The 17447-nt window shown below is 42.9% G+C and carries 12 protein-coding genes; 10 read left to right on the top strand and 2 right to left on the bottom strand.

Going from position 1 to position 17447, the window contains the following annotated elements; all coding sequences use genetic code 11:
- Positions 1-8: 8 nt before the first annotated feature.
- Complete coding sequence (locus tag ACO06Y_RS24805) at positions 9-1832, top strand: cytochrome c oxidase subunit I (RefSeq protein ID WP_422081753.1); 1824 nt, start codon at positions 9-11, stop codon at positions 1830-1832.
- 198 nt (positions 1833-2030) lie between these two features.
- Positions 2031-2855 carry a GIN domain-containing protein gene (locus ACO06Y_RS24800; protein ID WP_422081752.1) on the top strand — a complete coding sequence of 275 codons (825 nt, stop codon included), beginning with the start codon at positions 2031-2033 and terminating at the stop codon, positions 2853-2855.
- Here the strand turns inward: ACO06Y_RS24800 and ACO06Y_RS24795 are convergent.
- Positions 2852-5110, bottom strand: coding sequence for an acyl-CoA dehydrogenase (locus ACO06Y_RS24795; RefSeq protein ID WP_422081751.1), 2259 nt, complete (start codon positions 5108-5110; stop codon positions 2852-2854). The genes ACO06Y_RS24800 and ACO06Y_RS24795 overlap by 4 nt on opposite strands.
- 111 nt (positions 5111-5221) lie before the next feature.
- Positions 5222-6808 carry a phosphoenolpyruvate carboxykinase (ATP) gene (pckA, locus tag ACO06Y_RS24790; protein WP_422081750.1) on the bottom strand — a complete coding sequence of 529 codons (1587 nt, stop codon included), beginning with the start codon at positions 6806-6808 and terminating at the stop codon, positions 5222-5224.
- Between the two features lie 218 nt (positions 6809-7026).
- Between pckA and ruvB the strand changes: the two genes are divergently transcribed.
- From ruvB to ruvA, 8 genes are all read left to right on the top strand, one after another.
- Positions 7027-8049, top strand: a complete 1023-nt coding sequence (gene ruvB / locus ACO06Y_RS24785; RefSeq protein WP_422081749.1) for a Holliday junction branch migration DNA helicase RuvB — start codon at positions 7027-7029, stop codon at positions 8047-8049.
- On the top strand, positions 8049-9374 hold the full coding sequence (locus ACO06Y_RS24780) for a cytochrome P450 (protein WP_422081748.1): 1326 nt from the start codon (positions 8049-8051) through the stop codon (positions 9372-9374). The genes ruvB and ACO06Y_RS24780 overlap by 1 nt, the downstream gene beginning before the upstream one ends.
- 204 nt (positions 9375-9578) lie before the next feature.
- Positions 9579-10676: a nickel-binding protein gene (locus tag ACO06Y_RS24775; RefSeq protein WP_422081747.1), complete on the top strand. Its 1098-nt coding sequence runs from the start codon at positions 9579-9581 to the stop codon at positions 10674-10676.
- Between the two features lie 96 nt (positions 10677-10772).
- Entirely contained in the window at positions 10773-11141 is a 369-nt protein-coding gene (locus tag ACO06Y_RS24770; protein WP_422081746.1) for a DUF4242 domain-containing protein, read from the top strand.
- Positions 11142-11419: 278 nt separating this feature from the next.
- Positions 11420-12340, top strand: coding sequence for a tRNA epoxyqueuosine(34) reductase QueG (gene queG / locus ACO06Y_RS24765; RefSeq protein ID WP_422081745.1), 921 nt, complete (start codon positions 11420-11422; stop codon positions 12338-12340).
- Between the two features lie 271 nt (positions 12341-12611).
- Positions 12612-14330 (top strand): sodium:solute symporter, encoded by a 1719-nt coding sequence (locus ACO06Y_RS24760; RefSeq protein ID WP_422081744.1) that lies wholly within the window; start codon positions 12612-12614, stop codon positions 14328-14330.
- A gap of 108 nt (positions 14331-14438) precedes the next feature.
- On the top strand, positions 14439-16733 hold the full coding sequence (locus ACO06Y_RS24755) for an NADP-dependent malic enzyme (RefSeq protein WP_422081743.1): 2295 nt from the start codon (positions 14439-14441) through the stop codon (positions 16731-16733).
- Positions 16734-16862: 129 nt separating this feature from the next.
- Entirely contained in the window at positions 16863-17444 is a 582-nt protein-coding gene (gene ruvA, locus ACO06Y_RS24750; protein WP_422081742.1) for a Holliday junction branch migration protein RuvA, read from the top strand.
- Positions 17445-17447: the final 3 nt, after the last annotated feature.

Here is a 17447-nt window from a genome sequence, read left to right as displayed (position 1 = left end):
GTAAAATTATGTCTGTTACGGCACAAGCACATGTAGAAGATCATGCACATGATCATGGGCATCATCACAAAGAGACATTTATAACCAAATATATATTCAGTCAGGATCACAAGATGATTGCTAGACAATATCTGATTACAGGGCTCATTATGGGTTTTGTGGGGATTGCCATGTCCCTATTGTTCCGTATGCAACTGGCCTGGCCGGGGGAATCCTTCCCCATATTCGAAACTTTATTGGGCAAATGGGCGCCTGATGGGGTAATGGATGCGGATATCTATCTGGCATTGGTTACCATTCATGGAACCATTATGGTATTTTTTGTACTTACTGCCGGATTGAGTGGTACTTTTAGTAATCTTTTGATACCGTTACAAATAGGGGCCAGGGATATGGCATCCGGCTTTTTGAACATGATATCATATTGGTTGTTCTTTTTGTCCAGTGTAATCATGGTAATTTCACTTTTCGTGGAGGCCGGTCCTGCGTCCGCCGGATGGACGGTATATCCCCCATTAAGTGCTTTGCCGATGGCCCAATCCGGATCAGGTATGGGAATGACCCTATGGCTGGTATCTATGACCGTATTTATTGCTTCGTCCCTTTTGGGATCGTTGAACTATATCGTTACAGTATTGAATTTGAGGACGAAGGGGATGTCCATGACTCGTTTGCCTTTAACGATTTGGGCATTTTTGGTAACAGCCATTATCGGGGTAATCTCTTTCCCAGTTCTGTTATCTGCTGGTCTATTATTGCTTATGGACAGAAGTTTCGGAACATCGTTCTTTTTATCGGATATTTTTATTCAAGGAGAAGTTTTACATTACCAAGGAGGATCACCTGTATTGTACGAGCACCTTTTTTGGTTTTTAGGGCATCCGGAGGTCTATATTGTAATTCTACCGGCAATGGGTATAGTTTCCGAGGTAATGTCCGTAAATGCCCGTAAACCCATTTTTGGCTATCGAGCTATGATCGCCTCCATATTGGCCATTGCATTTTTGTCCACGATCGTTTGGGGGCATCATATGTTCATTTCCGGAATGAACCCATTCTTGGGATCGGTATTTACGTTTACCACCCTTTTGATAGCCATACCTTCGGCCGTAAAGGCGTTTAACTGGATAACGACCCTGTGGAAGGGAAATCTACAATTGAACCCAGGGATGTTATTTTCCATAGGAATGGTATCCACATTTATCACGGGAGGTCTTACTGGGATTATCTTAGGGGACAGCACCTTGGACATCAATGTGCATGATACCTATTTTGTAGTGGCACACTTCCATTTGGTAATGGGTATCTCGGCACTGTATGGTTTATTTGCCGGAGTGTATCATTGGTTTCCAAAGATGTTCGAAAGTAAAATGATGAACAAAAATCTGGGATACATCCATTTTTGGATTACGGCCATTGGTTCTTATGGAATATTCTTCCCCATGCACTTTGTGGGTATGGCCGGAGTACCAAGGAGATATTACGAGAATACAGCATTTCCCATGTTCGATGAATTGACCGATGTACAAGTTCTTATGACGGTTTTTGCATTGATAACGGCAGCTGCGCAATTGGTCTTCGCCTATAACTTCATCAGTAGTATTTTTTATGGTAAAAAAGGACCGAAGAATCCTTGGAACGCGACTACTTTAGAATGGACGGCCGAGGTAAAACATATTCATGGAAATTGGGACGGTCCCATACCGCATGTTCATCGTTGGGCCTATGATTATAGCAAGACCGACGAAAATGGGGAATACATCATTCCAGGTCAGGATTTTGTGCCCCAGACCGTACCCTTACAAGAAGATGAGGAAGAATTAAATCATTAACGCCAAACTAATTCAAACAAAAAATGCCCAGACTATGAAGTTGGGCATTTTTTTTGATGGCTATGGAAAAAGGACAATTTCGCTTTTTTGTAATATCTTAGTGAAGCCCTACTTTGAAAACCCCATTGAAATCGGTTCCTGTATTTGGGTGGACCTATGACAGGGCTTACTGGAACCCTCCATGAAATCTAACCTAATATGAAATACAATTTTCTTGTTGCACTGGTCATGTTTACAGGGTTTGTACACGCCCAACGCAAACCTAAGATCAAGGGGAATAGGAGCGTTGTGCAGGTAAATGAGAATCTGTCTCCGTTCCATGCTATACGACTTATTGATGATTTGGAGATCGTTTTAAAAAAATCCTTCGAGGAAGGGTATACCATTGAAGCCGATGATAACCTGATCGATGTGCTAAAATTTGAAGTTGAGGATGGTACATTATTGATCAGTTCATTTTACAAGATAACGGCCAAAAAAAAGCTGGAGATTACCATTAACTACAAGGAATTGGAATCCATAATTATGGAAAATGGGAAAATAAACACGCAAGACGTAATCTCTTCCGATGAATTGAGCATTAAAACTTCGGGGCCTTCGCGATTGGAATTGAATGCCAATGCTACGATAACACACCTGGCCATGGAAGGCATAAGCTCCGGCGATTTTAATTTTGCGAGCGACTCCATAGATGTTCAATTAAAAGATCGTATAGACGCTCGCATATATGTGGTGGGCGAAAGTACCCATGTCTCTATGCAAAAGAATGCAACGGCAAGATTGGAAGGTACCACGGATAGTCTACAAGTAAACTTATATGGGAATGCCAACCTTAAGGCGGAACGATGTGAAGCAACCAGCGTTAAGGCCTTTTTAGAAGAATCCTCGAATGCCAACATATATGCCTTGACGAATTTTGAGCTTTCCTCAAAGGGTTCATCACGGGTTAACCTGTACGGAAATCCCAAAATAGGGATTTCGGAATTTTTGGATACTTCAAAGCTCCACAAAGCTGTGGATTAAAAAGCGATCGGAGCGGTCATACAATGCTCCGGAATACCAAAACCATCCACCAAGGTCTCCATATGTGGCCTTAGCTCGGAGCATAGACGTTCTACCCTTTGTCGTATGGCCTTTGATTTGGTCCTACCTATATAACCCTGTTCCAAAAACCATTCGGCATCTTTTCGAATTTCATACAATGCATAAAGTGTTCCCAGCTTTTGGAACAATAGACGGTTTTTTTCATCCTTGATCGTTGATGCAAAATCTGAAAATAGGGTATGGGCGAGCTCTACACTATAGGCGTTGCCCAGGGCCAATAAATGCGTCTGTACCTTAAGAAATGCCTGATAGGAAGGAACGCCTTTTTTTATCTGATCTCGTATGCGCATCGCCAAGGTATAGGTCAATCGTTTTGTCCGATAATTAAAGGCATGTTTATGGAATTTGGGGCTGTATAGATGTTCCTTGTCCGTTTTATTGGTGTAAACTGGATTAATGGCGGAAAGTCTCTCGCCAAGTTGGGTGGCGAGTAATCGCAATACCGAAGAAAAACCTGCACTATTGAATTCGGCCCTAAAGTTAGAGAGAACTCCTTTAGCGGCCAACTGCAATAGCACCGTGTTATCACCTTCAAATGTGGTAAAAATATCCACATCGCACTTCAGGTCCGCAATACGATTTTCGATTAGATAACCCTTACCTCCGCAAGCTTCCCTACATTCTTGTATGGCATCGTTGGCATACCAGGTGATTAAGGATTTCAGTCCGGCTACTTGGGTTTCCACCTTGCGTTTATCCGTAGGGGCGTCATGGCAATAAACTTCCATAATCCTGTCCAAGGTTATGTGGTAGACGTAAGCACTGGCAATCAAGGGTGCAAGCCGCAATTGATGGGTAGGATAGTCCATTAACAGGTCTTCCTGAATCTTGATAGTATCATTGAACTGCCTTCTTTGTAAAGCATGTTTTACGGCAATGGCCAGTGCGAATTTAGCTCCACCCAATCCGGCACGTGCCACACAGATACGTCCGCCTACCAAAGTGCCAAGCATGGTGAAGAAACGTTTATTCGGATTTTTAATATCGGAATGGTAAGTACCGTCATCATTAATGTGGCCGTATTTGCTTAGCAGGTTAGCCCTGGGTACATGCACCTGATTGAACCAAATTTTACCGTTGTCCACCCCGTTGAGCCCTAGTTTATACCCATTGTCCTCTACGGTTATCCCGGGCAACAACCTATGTTCGGCATCCCGTAAAGGAACCAGAACGGCATGCACTCCCTCATTTTTTCCATTGACGATCAATTGTGCAAATACCGTGGCCATTTTTGCATGTAGAGCGTTTCCAATATATTCTTTGTTGTCATTTTCACCAGGGGTATGGATTATAATTTCATCGGTCTTGGAGTCGTAGGTCGCGGTAGTCTTAATACCCCTTACATTGGAGCCATGTCCGGTTTCCGTCATGGCAAAACAGCCCAAAAGTTTGGCTTCCCCGGCTTTTCCGAGATAGAGATTATGATGCCTTTTGGCCCCTAGTTTTTGGATACTCCCCCCAAAAAGCCCAAACTGTACCCCGAACTTGATCGCAAGGCTCCCATCAACATACATTAGATTTTCGAAAATAGCGGCATATCCCTCCATATCCCCTGTTCCGCCATAGGTGTCCGGGTATGCTAGGGCACCATAACCTTTTTCTCCCAAAAATTTCACCTGTTCCAAGACCTGTTTCCTGAATTCATCCTTGTTCCTATGAATGTTCCACGTAAAAAGGGAGTGGGACAAAAATGAACGAAAATCATCGATTATCTTGGAATGCTTACCTTTTAAAAGGGCGTCCAATTCATGGCCGTCATAGTAGTTGGACGTCCTTTGGTGCACCACCTCTACATCGAACAAATGGTTATAATGGTTGGGCTGTATGCCAAGATTTAATTCTATATACTTTAGATTTTCGTTGAACGGGCATTCATCATAAAAGCTGCAGACTACCTTTTGACTAAAGGTGGCCAAGGGATAGGTATCGCTCTCGACAAGTTTTACGGCAGATTTGGAAATGGTATGCTTCCATTTTCTGAATTCCATATCGGAAGGAGGGGCTGCCCTTCTCAACCATTTGAACAAAGTGTCCCATTCTTCTTTGGACAATGAACCATCCTGTTTTAAGGCCTTTTCAACAATGGCAATTTCCGAAGCCGATAGCAGGTCATCTGACCATATGACATAAAAAAAGGGAATGTATTGAAGAATTCCCGGAGTATACTTTTCCATGACCTGAAGTTACAATTTTAAGGGAGAACCCAAAAGGGCCATGAATCGTAAAAAAATCCCCGATCGGATCCGATCGGGGATTTTAACATACAACTAAGTAAAGAAATAAAACTATGCGGGTTCGGTTATTTTTGGACCTGCATCCGTGATTTCTTGATTTACACCGGACTTAAACTTCTCGAAGTTGTCATTGAAGAGAGTAACCAGCTTGTGTTTCAATTGGTTATACTTCTCCTTGTCGTCCCAAGTGTTCTTGGGTATCAAGACCTCTTCAGGTACATTTGGACAACTTGTTGGAATTAAGAAACCAAATTCCTCATCGGTAACATATTCTACATTGTCAAAGTCATGGTTATGGATAGCGTCCACCATAGCTCTGGTATACTTCAATTTTATTCGGGAACCCGTACCGTTCCAACCAGTATTTATTAACCAAGCCGTTGCTTTATGCTCCTTAATTTTTTCGGCCAACATCTCGGCATATTTGTTAGGATGCCACATCATAAAGGCTGCGCCAAAACAAGCACTGAATGTAGCTTGAGGTTCCGTAACACCCATTTCCGTACCGGCGACTTTCGCTGTATACCCGGAGATAAAGTGATAACTGGCCTGTTCCGGAGTTAATTTACTTACCGGAGGCAATACACCAAAGGCATCACAGGTTAGGAAGATGATATGCTCTGGATGTCCGGCGATACAGGGTATCTGTACATTGTCGATAAACTCGATGGGATAGGAAGCCCTTGTATTCTGTGTAATGGTGGTATCGGAATAATCTACCGCACGGGTGTCCTTGTCATAAACCACATTTTCAAGAACGGTACCGAATCGAATGGCATTATAGATATCCGGTTCTTTTTCCTCGGAAAGATCAATGGCCTTGGCATAACACCCACCTTCAATGTTAAAGGTACCCTTATCTGTCCAGCAGTGCTCATCATCACCGATCAGTTTACGTTTTGGATCGGCACTTAGGGTAGTCTTCCCGGTACCGGAAAGACCGAAAAGGATACTAACATCACCTTTTTCCCCTACTGTGGCGGAGCAGTGCATAGGTACTACACCCTTCAATGGCATAAGATAGTTCATAACACCAAAGAGACCTTTTTTCATTTCCCCGGCATATTGCGTACCCAATATCACAATTTCCTTACGTTCCAAGTTCACGTCTATACTGGTCTTGGAGGTCATTTCGGATGTATAACGGTTGGCAGGGAAACCACCGGCGTTCATAACCACATAATCCGGTTCACCAAAATTGGCCAGTTCCTCTTTAGTTGGCATGATCAACATATTTTGCATAAAGAGTGCGTGATAGGCACGTGTGCAGATAATCCTTGTCTTTATCCTATAGTCGGGATCCCAGCCTGCAAAAGCGTCCACAACAAATAAGTGATCACGTGTATTGAGATAATCAAGGGCACGTTCGTGGTTTACCATATAGGTATGCTCATCCAGCCCTATGTTGATATCGCCCCAGTCAATATTATTCTCTGAATCAGGGTGCCGCACAATACGCTTGTCCTTTGGACTACGACCGGTCTTTTCCCCGGAGTAGGTCATCAAAGCTCCTACATCGGAAATTGCAGTACCTTTTTCCAATCTCAGTCCCAATTCGTACAGTACAGGTACACTACTGTTTCGATAAATGGTTTCGGTGTCTATACCGTATTTCCGAAGGTTAAATGCTTCTGCCATGTTTGTTGTTTTTATAGTTGATAAATATAGTTTATGACGATCATTAAAAATTTCTATACAAATGTAGGGGATAAGGCAGGGTAAAAAAGATGACAAATGTCATGTCGAACAAAATCGAGCCTGGGTTTTCCATGAATTTAACTTTAGAGTAACCTACAGGTATGGATTCATTTAAATGGTACAACTACTTATTCATGCTTTATTATCTTTGTTAGGATATGAATGAAAACTTAGATCCAACGGCACAGAACTTTTCCCAGGAAGAACTGGATATGGAGAGGGCTTTGAGACCTATTACGTTTGGTGATTTTACGGGACAGGAGCAGGTTCTGGAAAATCTAAAGGTCTTTGTGCAGGCTGCCAATCTAAGGGGAGAGGCCTTGGATCATACGCTTTTCCATGGCCCACCCGGACTGGGTAAGACTACGTTGGCCCATATTTTGGCCAATGAACTGGGAGTGGGCATCAAGATTACCTCTGGACCGGTGTTGGACAAACCTGGGGATTTGGCAGGTCTATTGACCAATCTCCAAGAAAGGGACGTCCTTTTTATCGATGAGATCCATCGGTTAAGCCCTATCGTGGAGGAATATCTTTATTCCGCTATGGAGGACTACAAAATTGATATCATGATCGAGACAGGTCCCAACGCCCGTACTGTACAGATTAACCTTAATCCCTTTACTTTGGTAGGGGCAACCACACGTTCGGGTTTGTTAACGGCACCTATGCGGGCACGTTTCGGTATTTCAAGCCGATTGGAATATTATTCCACGGAATTGCTCTCCACCATAGTACAACGTAGTGCGGATATTTTAAAAGTACCTATCACTAATGAAGCCGCCATTGAGATTGCTGGACGTAGTAGAGGTACCCCGAGAATCTGCAATGCCCTTCTACGTCGCGTCCGTGATTTTGCCCAGATCAAGGGTAATGGTAATATAGACATGGATATCTCTAAATTCGGTCTTAAAGCCTTACATGTAGATGCCCATGGCCTGGACGAAATGGACAACAAGATTCTGACTACGATAATAGATAAATTCAAGGGAGGTCCCGTTGGTATTACTACTTTGGCCACGGCCGTTTCCGAGAGTGCGGAGACCATCGAGGAAGTTTATGAGCCTTTTTTGATTCAACAGGGTTTTATTATGCGTACCCCTCGGGGTCGTGAGGTAACCGAATTGGCCTACAAGCATTTGGGAAGGATAAAAGGAGGAAATCAGCCGGGCTTGTTCTGATGAAGGATTTACCGAGTATCCCCCGATATGAAGTATTAAGGAATAGAAGGACGATTCTAAAGAATCCTTTGCCCTTTCATCACCACTATTTCCAGAAATATGGGGATACGTTTAGGATAAATTTGGGAAGGCGCAATGATTGGGTCTTTACTAGGAATGCGGAATCCATTCGGCATATACTTCAAAAAAACCACAAAAGCTACGGGAAGTCGTCCTTTCAGACCAAGGAATTGGCTAAATATATTGGCCATGGACTGCTGACCTCCAACGGTGAATTTTGGCGTGTGCATCGGAGGATGATACAACCTGCCTTCCACAGGAAAAAATTGGAAGGTTTACTAGGTACGATGTACAATGCCATTACAACAGAACTAAACAGGGTTCAGGTCAATTCCGAGCAGGACATTTTTCCCTTAATGGGGGATTTGGCCTTTCAAGTAGTCGCAAAGTCCCTTTTTAGTGCGGACAATATTCGTGATAGAATGCAACGCCTAAAGGAAATTACCATTACCAATCAAAAAATGTTGATCAAGGAAATGCGGATGCCCTATCTTAATTGGTGGTTCCATTTAAATGGGGATATCCGGAGGCACTTAAGGTTATCCGCCGAGGCAAGGCATTTGATTAACGGAATCGTCCAGGAACGCCTGGATTCCAATGAGAAAAAAAATGACCTGTTGGATATGCTTTTGGATGCCCGTTATGAGGATGGTACACATATGCCGAGGCAACAGCTCATCGATGAGGTTATGGTACTTTTTACGGCGGGCCATGAAACGACGGCCAACGCGTTGAGCTTTACCTCAATGTTATTGGCTAGACATCCCAAAATTCAACAAAGACTTTACCGGGAAGTAAAGGATATTGATTTTGAAAAGGGAAACAACATACACGCCCTGGCTCAATTGCCCTATACCCAACAGTGCATAGAGGAATCCATGCGGCTTTATCCCCCGGTATATTTTATGGATAGGGTAAGTTTGGCCGAAGATACCCTGGAAGGACATGTTTTTAAAAAAGGTACGGTATGGCTGATGAGCATATACGAGTTGCATCGTCATGTGGATTTCTGGGAAAACCCGGATCAATTCGTTCCGGAGCGCTTTGCCCCCGATGACAAAAAAGACTTTTCCGGTCATTACTTTCCTTTCGGGGCTGGGCCTCGCATGTGCGTAGGCAATAATTTTGCCATGTACGAAATGCTCATGACAATCGCCTTTTTGGTAAAGAAATACCGGTTGTCCACTACCAAGAAAATCAAGGTTCATCCACTCATTAGCTTAAAACCAAAAGAGGCTGACATAAAATTTATTGTCAGAACTTAGAATGAACGAATTAAAATACCTCTATAAGTATCACTAAACGCAAAAAATACGTGTCAAATAAAATCTCTAAAAATCTGTAAATGAACTAAATCTGTTATTCTTTGAATTAAATTTTTTATTTTTCCGTGTAAACTTGTCTTTATTTAGCGTAGAAGAGATAAAATGAATTTTTTCTTTCATTTCTCAGGATAAACTTTTAAGGGAATGCCTATTTATATGGATTTACATATTGCTCCCGGGATTTCGGCCAAAGACGCCGCCGAGGCCCATAGGGAAGATTTGAAGATTCAGGATGAGTATGGATGCAGGTGTATGACCTATTGGGTAGACGAAGAAAGAGGGAGTGCCTTTTGTCTCATTGACGCTCCTGATAAGCAGGCCGTAAGGGAAATGCACGACAGGGCTCATGGACTTATTCCGCATGAGATTATTCAGGTGAACAGTAATGTGGTCGAAGCCTTTTTGGGCCGGATACAGGATCCTGATACATTTGCACAATTGGGGGATGCGGATTTAAAAATCTTTAACGACCCGGCTTTTAGGGTTATTATGGTCAATACAATTGCCGATTCAAAATTGTTGAGACATAAATTAGGACCTGAAAGGGCAAAAAAATTAGGATCCCTTTATAACTCCTCGATTAGGGAGCAGATCAAAAGGTTTGAAGGAAGGGAAGTAGAACTTAAGGGAGATGACTTCATTGCTTCTTTTGTTTCGGTTTCCCAGGCAGTTCAATGTGCCCTGGCTCTTCAAAAAGGACTTCATATCGCTGCCGAATTACTCAATTTAAGAATTGGGATTCATGCAGGGATGCCGGTCACCAAAAACAACATGATTTTTGGGGATGCGGTAAAATTAGCCAGATACCTCTGTTTTATAGGAAAGGAAAATCAAATTATTTTGTCATCCATAATTCAGGAATTATATCGTCATGATTGGCAAAAGCTTATGGACAATGCCCAAATTAAGGGGATATCGCCCCAAGAGGAGAACTTTTTGGAAATACTCCTTAATACGTTGGAAGATAATTGGAATGACCCCGGTTTTGGGATTACGGATTTTGCCGGGAAAATGACCATGAGCAAGTCCCAGTTATACAGGAAGTGTATCGGTTTGACAAACCTCTCCCCGAATAGTCTGATTAAGGAATTTAGATTGTACAAATCATTGAATCTTTTAAGATCCGATCGCAATATTGCCCAGACCACCTTCGATTCTGGCTTCACCAGTCCTTCTTATTTTGCCAAATGCTTTCAGCAGCGCTTCGGTCTACAGCCCCTTGCCTACGTCAAGGATTTTTGATTTTGGTCTAAAGCTTTTATAATCAGAATTATTCTTTGCCGCTTTTCGTTTTTCACGTATCTAATTTTGTGAATATAACTTTTAAAAAGCGACACTATGAAAACTGCAAAAACTTTAGGAACGATCGTATTGCTTTTTGCCATGGGCACTACTCAGGCGAATGCGCAACAAAATTCTAGAGACATGGAAATGAAGACCTACCTAATAGAAAGGGAGATTCCGGATGCCGGAAAACTAACTCAAGAACAACTTAAGGGAATCTCCCAAAAATCATGTTCCGTCCTTAAGGAAATGGATACGGGAATCGAATGGTTGCATAGTTATGTTACCGACAACAAAGTGTATTGTGTTTATAAAGCCGAGAACAAGGCTTTGATTAGGGAGCATGCCGAAAAAGGAGGTTTCCCCGTAAATTCCATTAGCGAATTATCATCCAAGATTGGTCCTGATACAGCTAGGCGATAGTAACTTTAAATACTTCATTACTCTTGGTAAAACCGATTTAAATAGTCATCGATTCGTTGAATACCCGGTTTTTGTTAATGGTACAGGTTATATTTATCCTGGGGTATCCATTCATAAAATAGTAAGGGCCCCTTAGGGATATTGGTAATATGGATTTTGGGAATTTGCATGTATTTGTTCTCCAAAACATTGGATAGAAAAATAGTTTAAATTCTTTTCCATAGGATAACGTACCTTCGTCCTATAGAACTACTTTGTGAAAGTTTTGGGCATATCCGTTGGGAACGAGACAAAAACATACCAATCTCATTAAAACCGAAGCCAGGCGCCTCGGTTTTTTGTCCTGTGGTATCTCGAAAGCCGGGTTTTTGGAGGAAGAGGCCCCTAGACTCGAAAAATGGTTGAAAAACGACATGCACGGGGAGATGCATTATATGGAAAACCATTTTGACAAGCGTTTGGATCCTACCAAGCTGGTAGATGGGGCAAGGTCGGTGATTTCGTTGCTATTGAATTATTACCCATCCGAGAGCCAAATAAAGGACACTTTTAAGGTGTCGAAATACGCCTATGGTATGGACTACCACTTTGTGATACAGGAAAAGCTTAAGAACCTGCTCCAGTACATTCAAGGGGAAATCGGGGAGATTCATGGGCGGGCCTTTGTAGATTCCGCTCCGGTATTGGACAAGGCCTGGGCTGCCAAAAGTGGTTTGGGCTGGATGGGTAAGCATAGCAACCTGCTCACACAACAGGTAGGTTCTTTCTATTTCATCGCAGAGCTTATAGTGGATCTGGAATTGGAATACGATTCACCGGTGACCGATCATTGTGGTTCCTGTACCGCTTGTATCGATGCCTGTCCCACAGAAGCTATTGTGGAGCCTTATGTAGTGGATGGGAGCAAGTGCATATCCTATTTTACCATTGAACTCAAAAATGAAATTCCTACTTCGGTCAAGGACCAATTTGAGGATTGGATTTTCGGTTGTGATATTTGTCAGGATGTCTGTCCGTGGAATCGATTTTCCAAATCGCATAACGAACCCCTGTTTGATCCCAAACCGGAATTACTATCCATGACCAAAAAGGATTGGGATGAAATAACGGAGGATGTCTTCAAAAAGGTCTTTCAAAAATCGGCCGTAAAGCGCACAAAATTTTCCGGCCTCAAAAGAAATATCAAATTTGTGAAGTAAATTTAAAGGTAAGGTTTTCAAAACCTTAGGGTTTTCTTCATCTCTTTTTCTGTAAGCCGGAAAACGCAAACGTTTTCGTAATAAAATTTACCATTTTCTTTTTAAGATTTTTTTAAGAACTCATGAAAAACGCTATATTCGGAGACGGTTCTATTTTGTGGATTTCTTAAAAGTGGGCGATAGATATGGACGATATTTTAAAATAATAGCGATTGATTGCCGAGATGCCAAAATGAACCAATAAAACTGACTAAACTAAATCAACACTATCATGGGCGGATTGGAAACTTTGGACGTTATTGTAATTCTGGTTTATCTCGTAGGAATTATCATATATGGGATATCAAAGTCCAAGAGAAGCAGTTCGGAGGATTATTTTCTGGGAGGTAGGACCATGACCTGGCCCATTGTAGGTATCGCATTATTTTCGGCCAATATTTCTAGTTCCACCCTGGTGGGGTTGGCCTCGGATGGCTTTCAGACCAATATCAATGTTTATAACTATGAATGGTATGCCGTTGTCATCCTAATTTTCTTTTCCATTTTTTTCCTGCCCTTTTATTTGAAATCCGGGGTATACACCATGCCGGAATTTATGATGCGTCGGTACGACAAGCGATCACGCTACTATTTTTCCTTTATAACCATTTTGGGAAATGTTCTTGTGGACACGGCAGCCGGTCTCTATGTAGGAAGCATTGTTTTAAAGTTGTTGTTCCCTGATATTAGTTCAACCTATATCATCATTATGTTGGCTGTTGCAGCAGCGGCGTATACCATTCCGGGGGGTCTGAATTCCGTAATACAGACCGAGGTCATACAAGCCGTGCTGCTCATCATCGGCTCCTGTCTTCTCACTTACTTTGCCTTTGACCAATTAGGTGGAGGTTGGCAAGGAATGATGGGAAAACTGGATGCCATGTTAGCTGGTGGGGAGGTGAATTTTGGGGATAGGGCCGCCGAAGGCAAGTTCATTCCGTCCAATTCGGACGAGGTGTTTAGTCTGGTACGTCCGGACAATGATGAGTTTATGCCCTGGTGGGGGTTATTAACAGGGGTTCCTCTTTTAGGCTTTTATTTTTGGGCCAATAACCAGTTTATGGTACAACGGGTCTTGGGGGCCAAGGACTTGAACCATGGGAGATGGGGTGCGCTATTTGCCGGACTTTTGAAACTCCCGGTTATTTTTATCATGGTCGTTCCCGGTGTATTGGCCTTATTGCTTTTTAACAATCTGGATATTTCCGGCCTTAACTACCCCGTGGCCGATGGTGGAATGTGCCAGAACTTGGCGGATTGCCCTAACCTTACTTATCCGGTTTTGCTATTTCAATTATTGCCTACTGGGATTTTAGGTCTGGTCGTAGCAGGTCTCTTGGCGGCCATGATGTCCTCGGTTTCGGCAACCTTCAATTCGGCTTCTACCTTGATCACTATGGATTTTGTAAAGCAGCTTCGCCCGGAAATGACCAGTAAGCAATTGGTTCGGGCAGGCCAAATAGCTACCCTTGTTTTGGTGGTCCTTGCTTCTGCATGGGTTCCGTTCATCGAAAGGGTGAGTGATTCGTTATGGGGCTATTTGCAGTTAGTCATCGCATTTACCAGTCCTCCCGTGGTATCTGCATTTATATTGGGACTTTTTTGGAAAAGGGCGAATGGTACTGGAGCCTTTGTTAGTTTGTTGGTCGGTGGTGCCTTCGCTCTTTTTATGATATTGTCGGCGGCATATGATATTTCCCCCTACCTCAATGATTTCCATTTCCTGGCAAAAGCAAATCTTTTGTTCGTTATTAGCATTATTGTCCATGTAACGGTCAGCTCGTTGACCGGTCTTCCAGATGATGAGCAGGTAAGGGAGTATACGTACAAAAAGAAAATGTTTACCGAGGAGACCGAAGAACTCCGTGCGCTCCCCTGGTATAAAAATTATAGGTATCTCGCCATTGTATTATTGGTCATCACAACAATTGTGGTTGGATACTTTTGGTAGTATGGATTTGACATTTGGGAAAGCATCAATAAAACTATTGATGCTTTTTTATTTTTAGAAAGCCCATTCCTAAAAGATTAGGCTAAATTTACAGATCAAACTTAGGATATGAGTGAAGAGAAACGTAGAAAGGAAGCCTTGGTCTACCATGCCAAACCCAGACCCGGAAAAATTAAAATAGTACCTACCAAACCCTATGCTACCCAACGCGACCTGGCATTGGCATATTCCCCTGGAGTAGCGGAACCCTGTCTGGAAATCGAAAAAAACCAAGAGGATGTGTACAAGTACACTTCCAAAGGCAATATTGTAGCCGTGATTTCTAATGGAACGGCTGTATTGGGTTTGGGAAATATCGGACCTGAGGCTTCCAAACCCGTTATGGAGGGAAAGAGTTTATTGTTTAAGATTTTCGCTGATATCGATGGAATAGATATTGAATTGGACACCGAGGATGTGGACAAATTTGTGGAAACGGTAAAGACCATTGCCCCTACCTTTGGTGGAATCAATTTGGAGGATATCAAGGCTCCCGAAGCCTTCGAAATAGAACGACGGTTAAAGGAAGAACTGGACATTCCCGTAATGCATGATGATCAGCATGGAACCGCCATCATTTCCGCGGCTGCCTTGTTGAATGCATTGGAATTGACAAAGAAGAAAATCGAGGAAGCAAAAATAGTGGTCAGTGGGGCAGGGGCCGCCGCAGTTTCCTGCACCAAGTTGTATAAGGCATTTGGAGCCAAGGCGGAAAACATCCTTATGTTGGATAGCAAAGGTGTAATCCGAAAGGACAGGGCAGGTCTGTCCCATGAAAAGTTGGAGTTTGCCACTGACCAAAAAATAGATACGCTGGAGGAGGCCATGAAGGATTCCGATGTTTTTATTGGACTGTCCATTGCCGATATCGTAACTCCGAAAATGTTGAAGACTATGGCCAAAAACCCCATTGTCTTTGCCATGGCGAACCCAAATCCAGAGATAAAGTATGAACTGGCTTGCAAAACCAGGGATGATATCATTATGGCTACGGGACGCTCCGATCATCCGAATCAGGTAAACAACGTCCTGGGATTCCCATTTATATTCAGGGGTGCCCTGGATGTAAGGGCCACTGCGATCAATGAGGAGATGAAAATGGCCGCGGTAAAGGCTTTGGCGGATTTGGCAAAGCAACCCGTCCCCGAACAGGTAAATATTACCTATGGTGAGACCAGACTTACTTTTGGTAAGGACTATATCATTCCTAAACCTTTTGATCCAAGGCTTATTTCGGAAATCCCTCCGGCTGTGGCTAAGGCGGCCATACGGAGTGGGGTTTCAAAGGCCCCGATTACCGATTGGGAAGCTTATGGCGAGATGCTCCTGCAGCGATCCGGAGATGACAACAAGGTGATGCGCCTGCTTATGAGCAGGGCAAAAATAAACCCAAAAAGAATTGTTTTTGCGGAAGCCGACCACTTGGATGTTCTTAAAGCAGCACAGATAGCCTATGAGGAGGGTATTGCACATCCCATTTTGTTGGGGGATAAGCAGATTATTTCCGAACTAAAAAAAGAATTGGAATTTGATGTGGATGTACCCATAATCGATCAATATGGGGATGATTCCTTGGAAAAGAGAAACCATTACGCCCAAAGATATTGGGAAAGTAGGAAGAGAAACGGAACCACCCTGTACAGTGCAAAAATAAAAATGAGGGAGCGCAATTATTTTGGCGCCATGATGGTCTTGGAAGGAGATGCCGATGGTATGATTACAGGGTATTCAAGAGCCTATGCCAATGTAGTAAGACCCGTATTTGAGGTTATTGGAAGAGCGACCAAAGTAAGAAAGGCGGCAACCGCCCATATTATGATAACGAACAATGGCCCACTAATTTTAGCGGATACCTCTATCAATATCGATCCCAACGCAGAAGAGTTGGCGGAAATTGCAAGAATGACCGCCAACCTGGGTAGTGCTTTTGGCTTTGATCCGGTTGTGGCCATGCTGTCCTATGCCAATTTTGGTGCTTCCAATCACCCAAATGCCTCAAAAGTAAAAAAGGCCGTAGCACAGCTACATGCCGAAAGGCCCAATTTGATTGTCGATGGGGAAATACAGACCGATTTTGCCTTGAACAAGGAAATGCTCCAAAGTCAATTCCCGTTTTCAAAACTTGCTGGGAAAAAGGTGAATACCTTGATATTCCCGAACTTGGAATCCGCAAACATTACTTATAAATTGTTGAAGGAATTGCATGCCGCGGATGTCATTGGACCCATAATGTTGGGATTGCGAAAAGCCGTTCATATCCTGCAACTGGGTGCCAGTGTTGATGAAATGGTAAACATGACGGCCGTGGCGGTCATAGATGCCCAGGAACGGGAAAGACGTAAACGGGCTAAAGCTGGAAAATGATGTTTGGTAGGTAATTTAACGTAGTAATCAAAGACCTATCATCACAGATTGAATTCATGCTTTAAACTTGATGACCGAAACCTATCAAATTGATTTTGAAACTTGAATTTGCTACTTGAAACTTGATACATGATACATCACCTTAAAGGAAAGCTTATAGAAAAGAACCCTACCCATGTCATTATTGAGTGTGGGGGAGTGGGTTATTTCGTAAATATATCGCTCCATACATTTTCTAAAATATCCGATTCGGAGAGTATCAATCTCTTTACCCATTTACAGGTAAAGGAAGACTCGCATACCTTGTTTGGTTTTGCGGAGAAATCCGAGCGTGAAATATTTCGTTTACTACTATCCGTTTCGGGGATAGGTTCCAGTACGGCAAGAACCATGTTGTCCTCCCTGTCACCGCCCCAAATACGGGAGGCCATTGCCAATGACAATGTGGCCACAATTCAAGCCATAAAGGGGATTGGGGCAAAAACCGCACAAAGGGTTATTTTGGACCTTAGGGACAAAATTTTGAAGGTCTACGATATGGGTGAAGTTTCCATTGATTCAAACAATACAAATAAAGAAGAAGCGTTATCTGCTTTAGAGGTTCTTGGCTTTGCCCGAAGACAGGCCGAAAAGGCAGTGGACAAAGTTCTAAACCAAGACCCTTCTCTAAGCGTTGAGAACATTATTAAACACGCGCTTAAAAATTTGTAACAA

Source organism: Ulvibacterium sp. (assembly GCF_965228935.1).
Taxonomy (GTDB): Bacteria; Bacteroidota; Bacteroidia; order Flavobacteriales; family Flavobacteriaceae; genus Ulvibacterium.
The sequence above is the reverse complement of the archived record's forward strand: the minus strand, read 5'-3'. Positions and strand labels throughout refer to the sequence as shown.

Bases quoted from the DNA above. Each gene is read 5' to 3' on its own strand.
- ACO06Y_RS24805 (WP_422081753.1), top strand. From the start codon at position 9: ATGTCTGTTACGGCACAAGCACATGTAGAAGATCATGCACATGATCAT.
- ACO06Y_RS24800 (WP_422081752.1), top strand. From the start codon at position 2,031: ATGAAATACAATTTTCTTGTTGCACTGGTCATGTTTACAGGGTTTGTA.
- ACO06Y_RS24795 (WP_422081751.1), bottom strand. From the start codon at position 5,110: ATGGAAAAGTATACTCCGGGAATTCTTCAATACATTCCCTTTTTTTAT.
- pckA (WP_422081750.1), bottom strand. From the start codon at position 6,808: ATGGCAGAAGCATTTAACCTTCGGAAATACGGTATAGACACCGAAACC.
- ruvB (WP_422081749.1), top strand. From the start codon at position 7,027: ATGAATGAAAACTTAGATCCAACGGCACAGAACTTTTCCCAGGAAGAA.
- ACO06Y_RS24780 (WP_422081748.1), top strand. From the start codon at position 8,049: ATGAAGGATTTACCGAGTATCCCCCGATATGAAGTATTAAGGAATAGA.
- ACO06Y_RS24775 (WP_422081747.1), top strand. From the start codon at position 9,579: ATGCCTATTTATATGGATTTACATATTGCTCCCGGGATTTCGGCCAAA.
- ACO06Y_RS24770 (WP_422081746.1), top strand. From the start codon at position 10,773: ATGAAAACTGCAAAAACTTTAGGAACGATCGTATTGCTTTTTGCCATG.
- ACO06Y_RS24760 (WP_422081744.1), top strand. From the start codon at position 12,612: ATGGGCGGATTGGAAACTTTGGACGTTATTGTAATTCTGGTTTATCTC.
- ACO06Y_RS24755 (WP_422081743.1), top strand. From the start codon at position 14,439: ATGAGTGAAGAGAAACGTAGAAAGGAAGCCTTGGTCTACCATGCCAAA.
- ruvA (WP_422081742.1), top strand. From the start codon at position 16,863: ATGATACATCACCTTAAAGGAAAGCTTATAGAAAAGAACCCTACCCAT.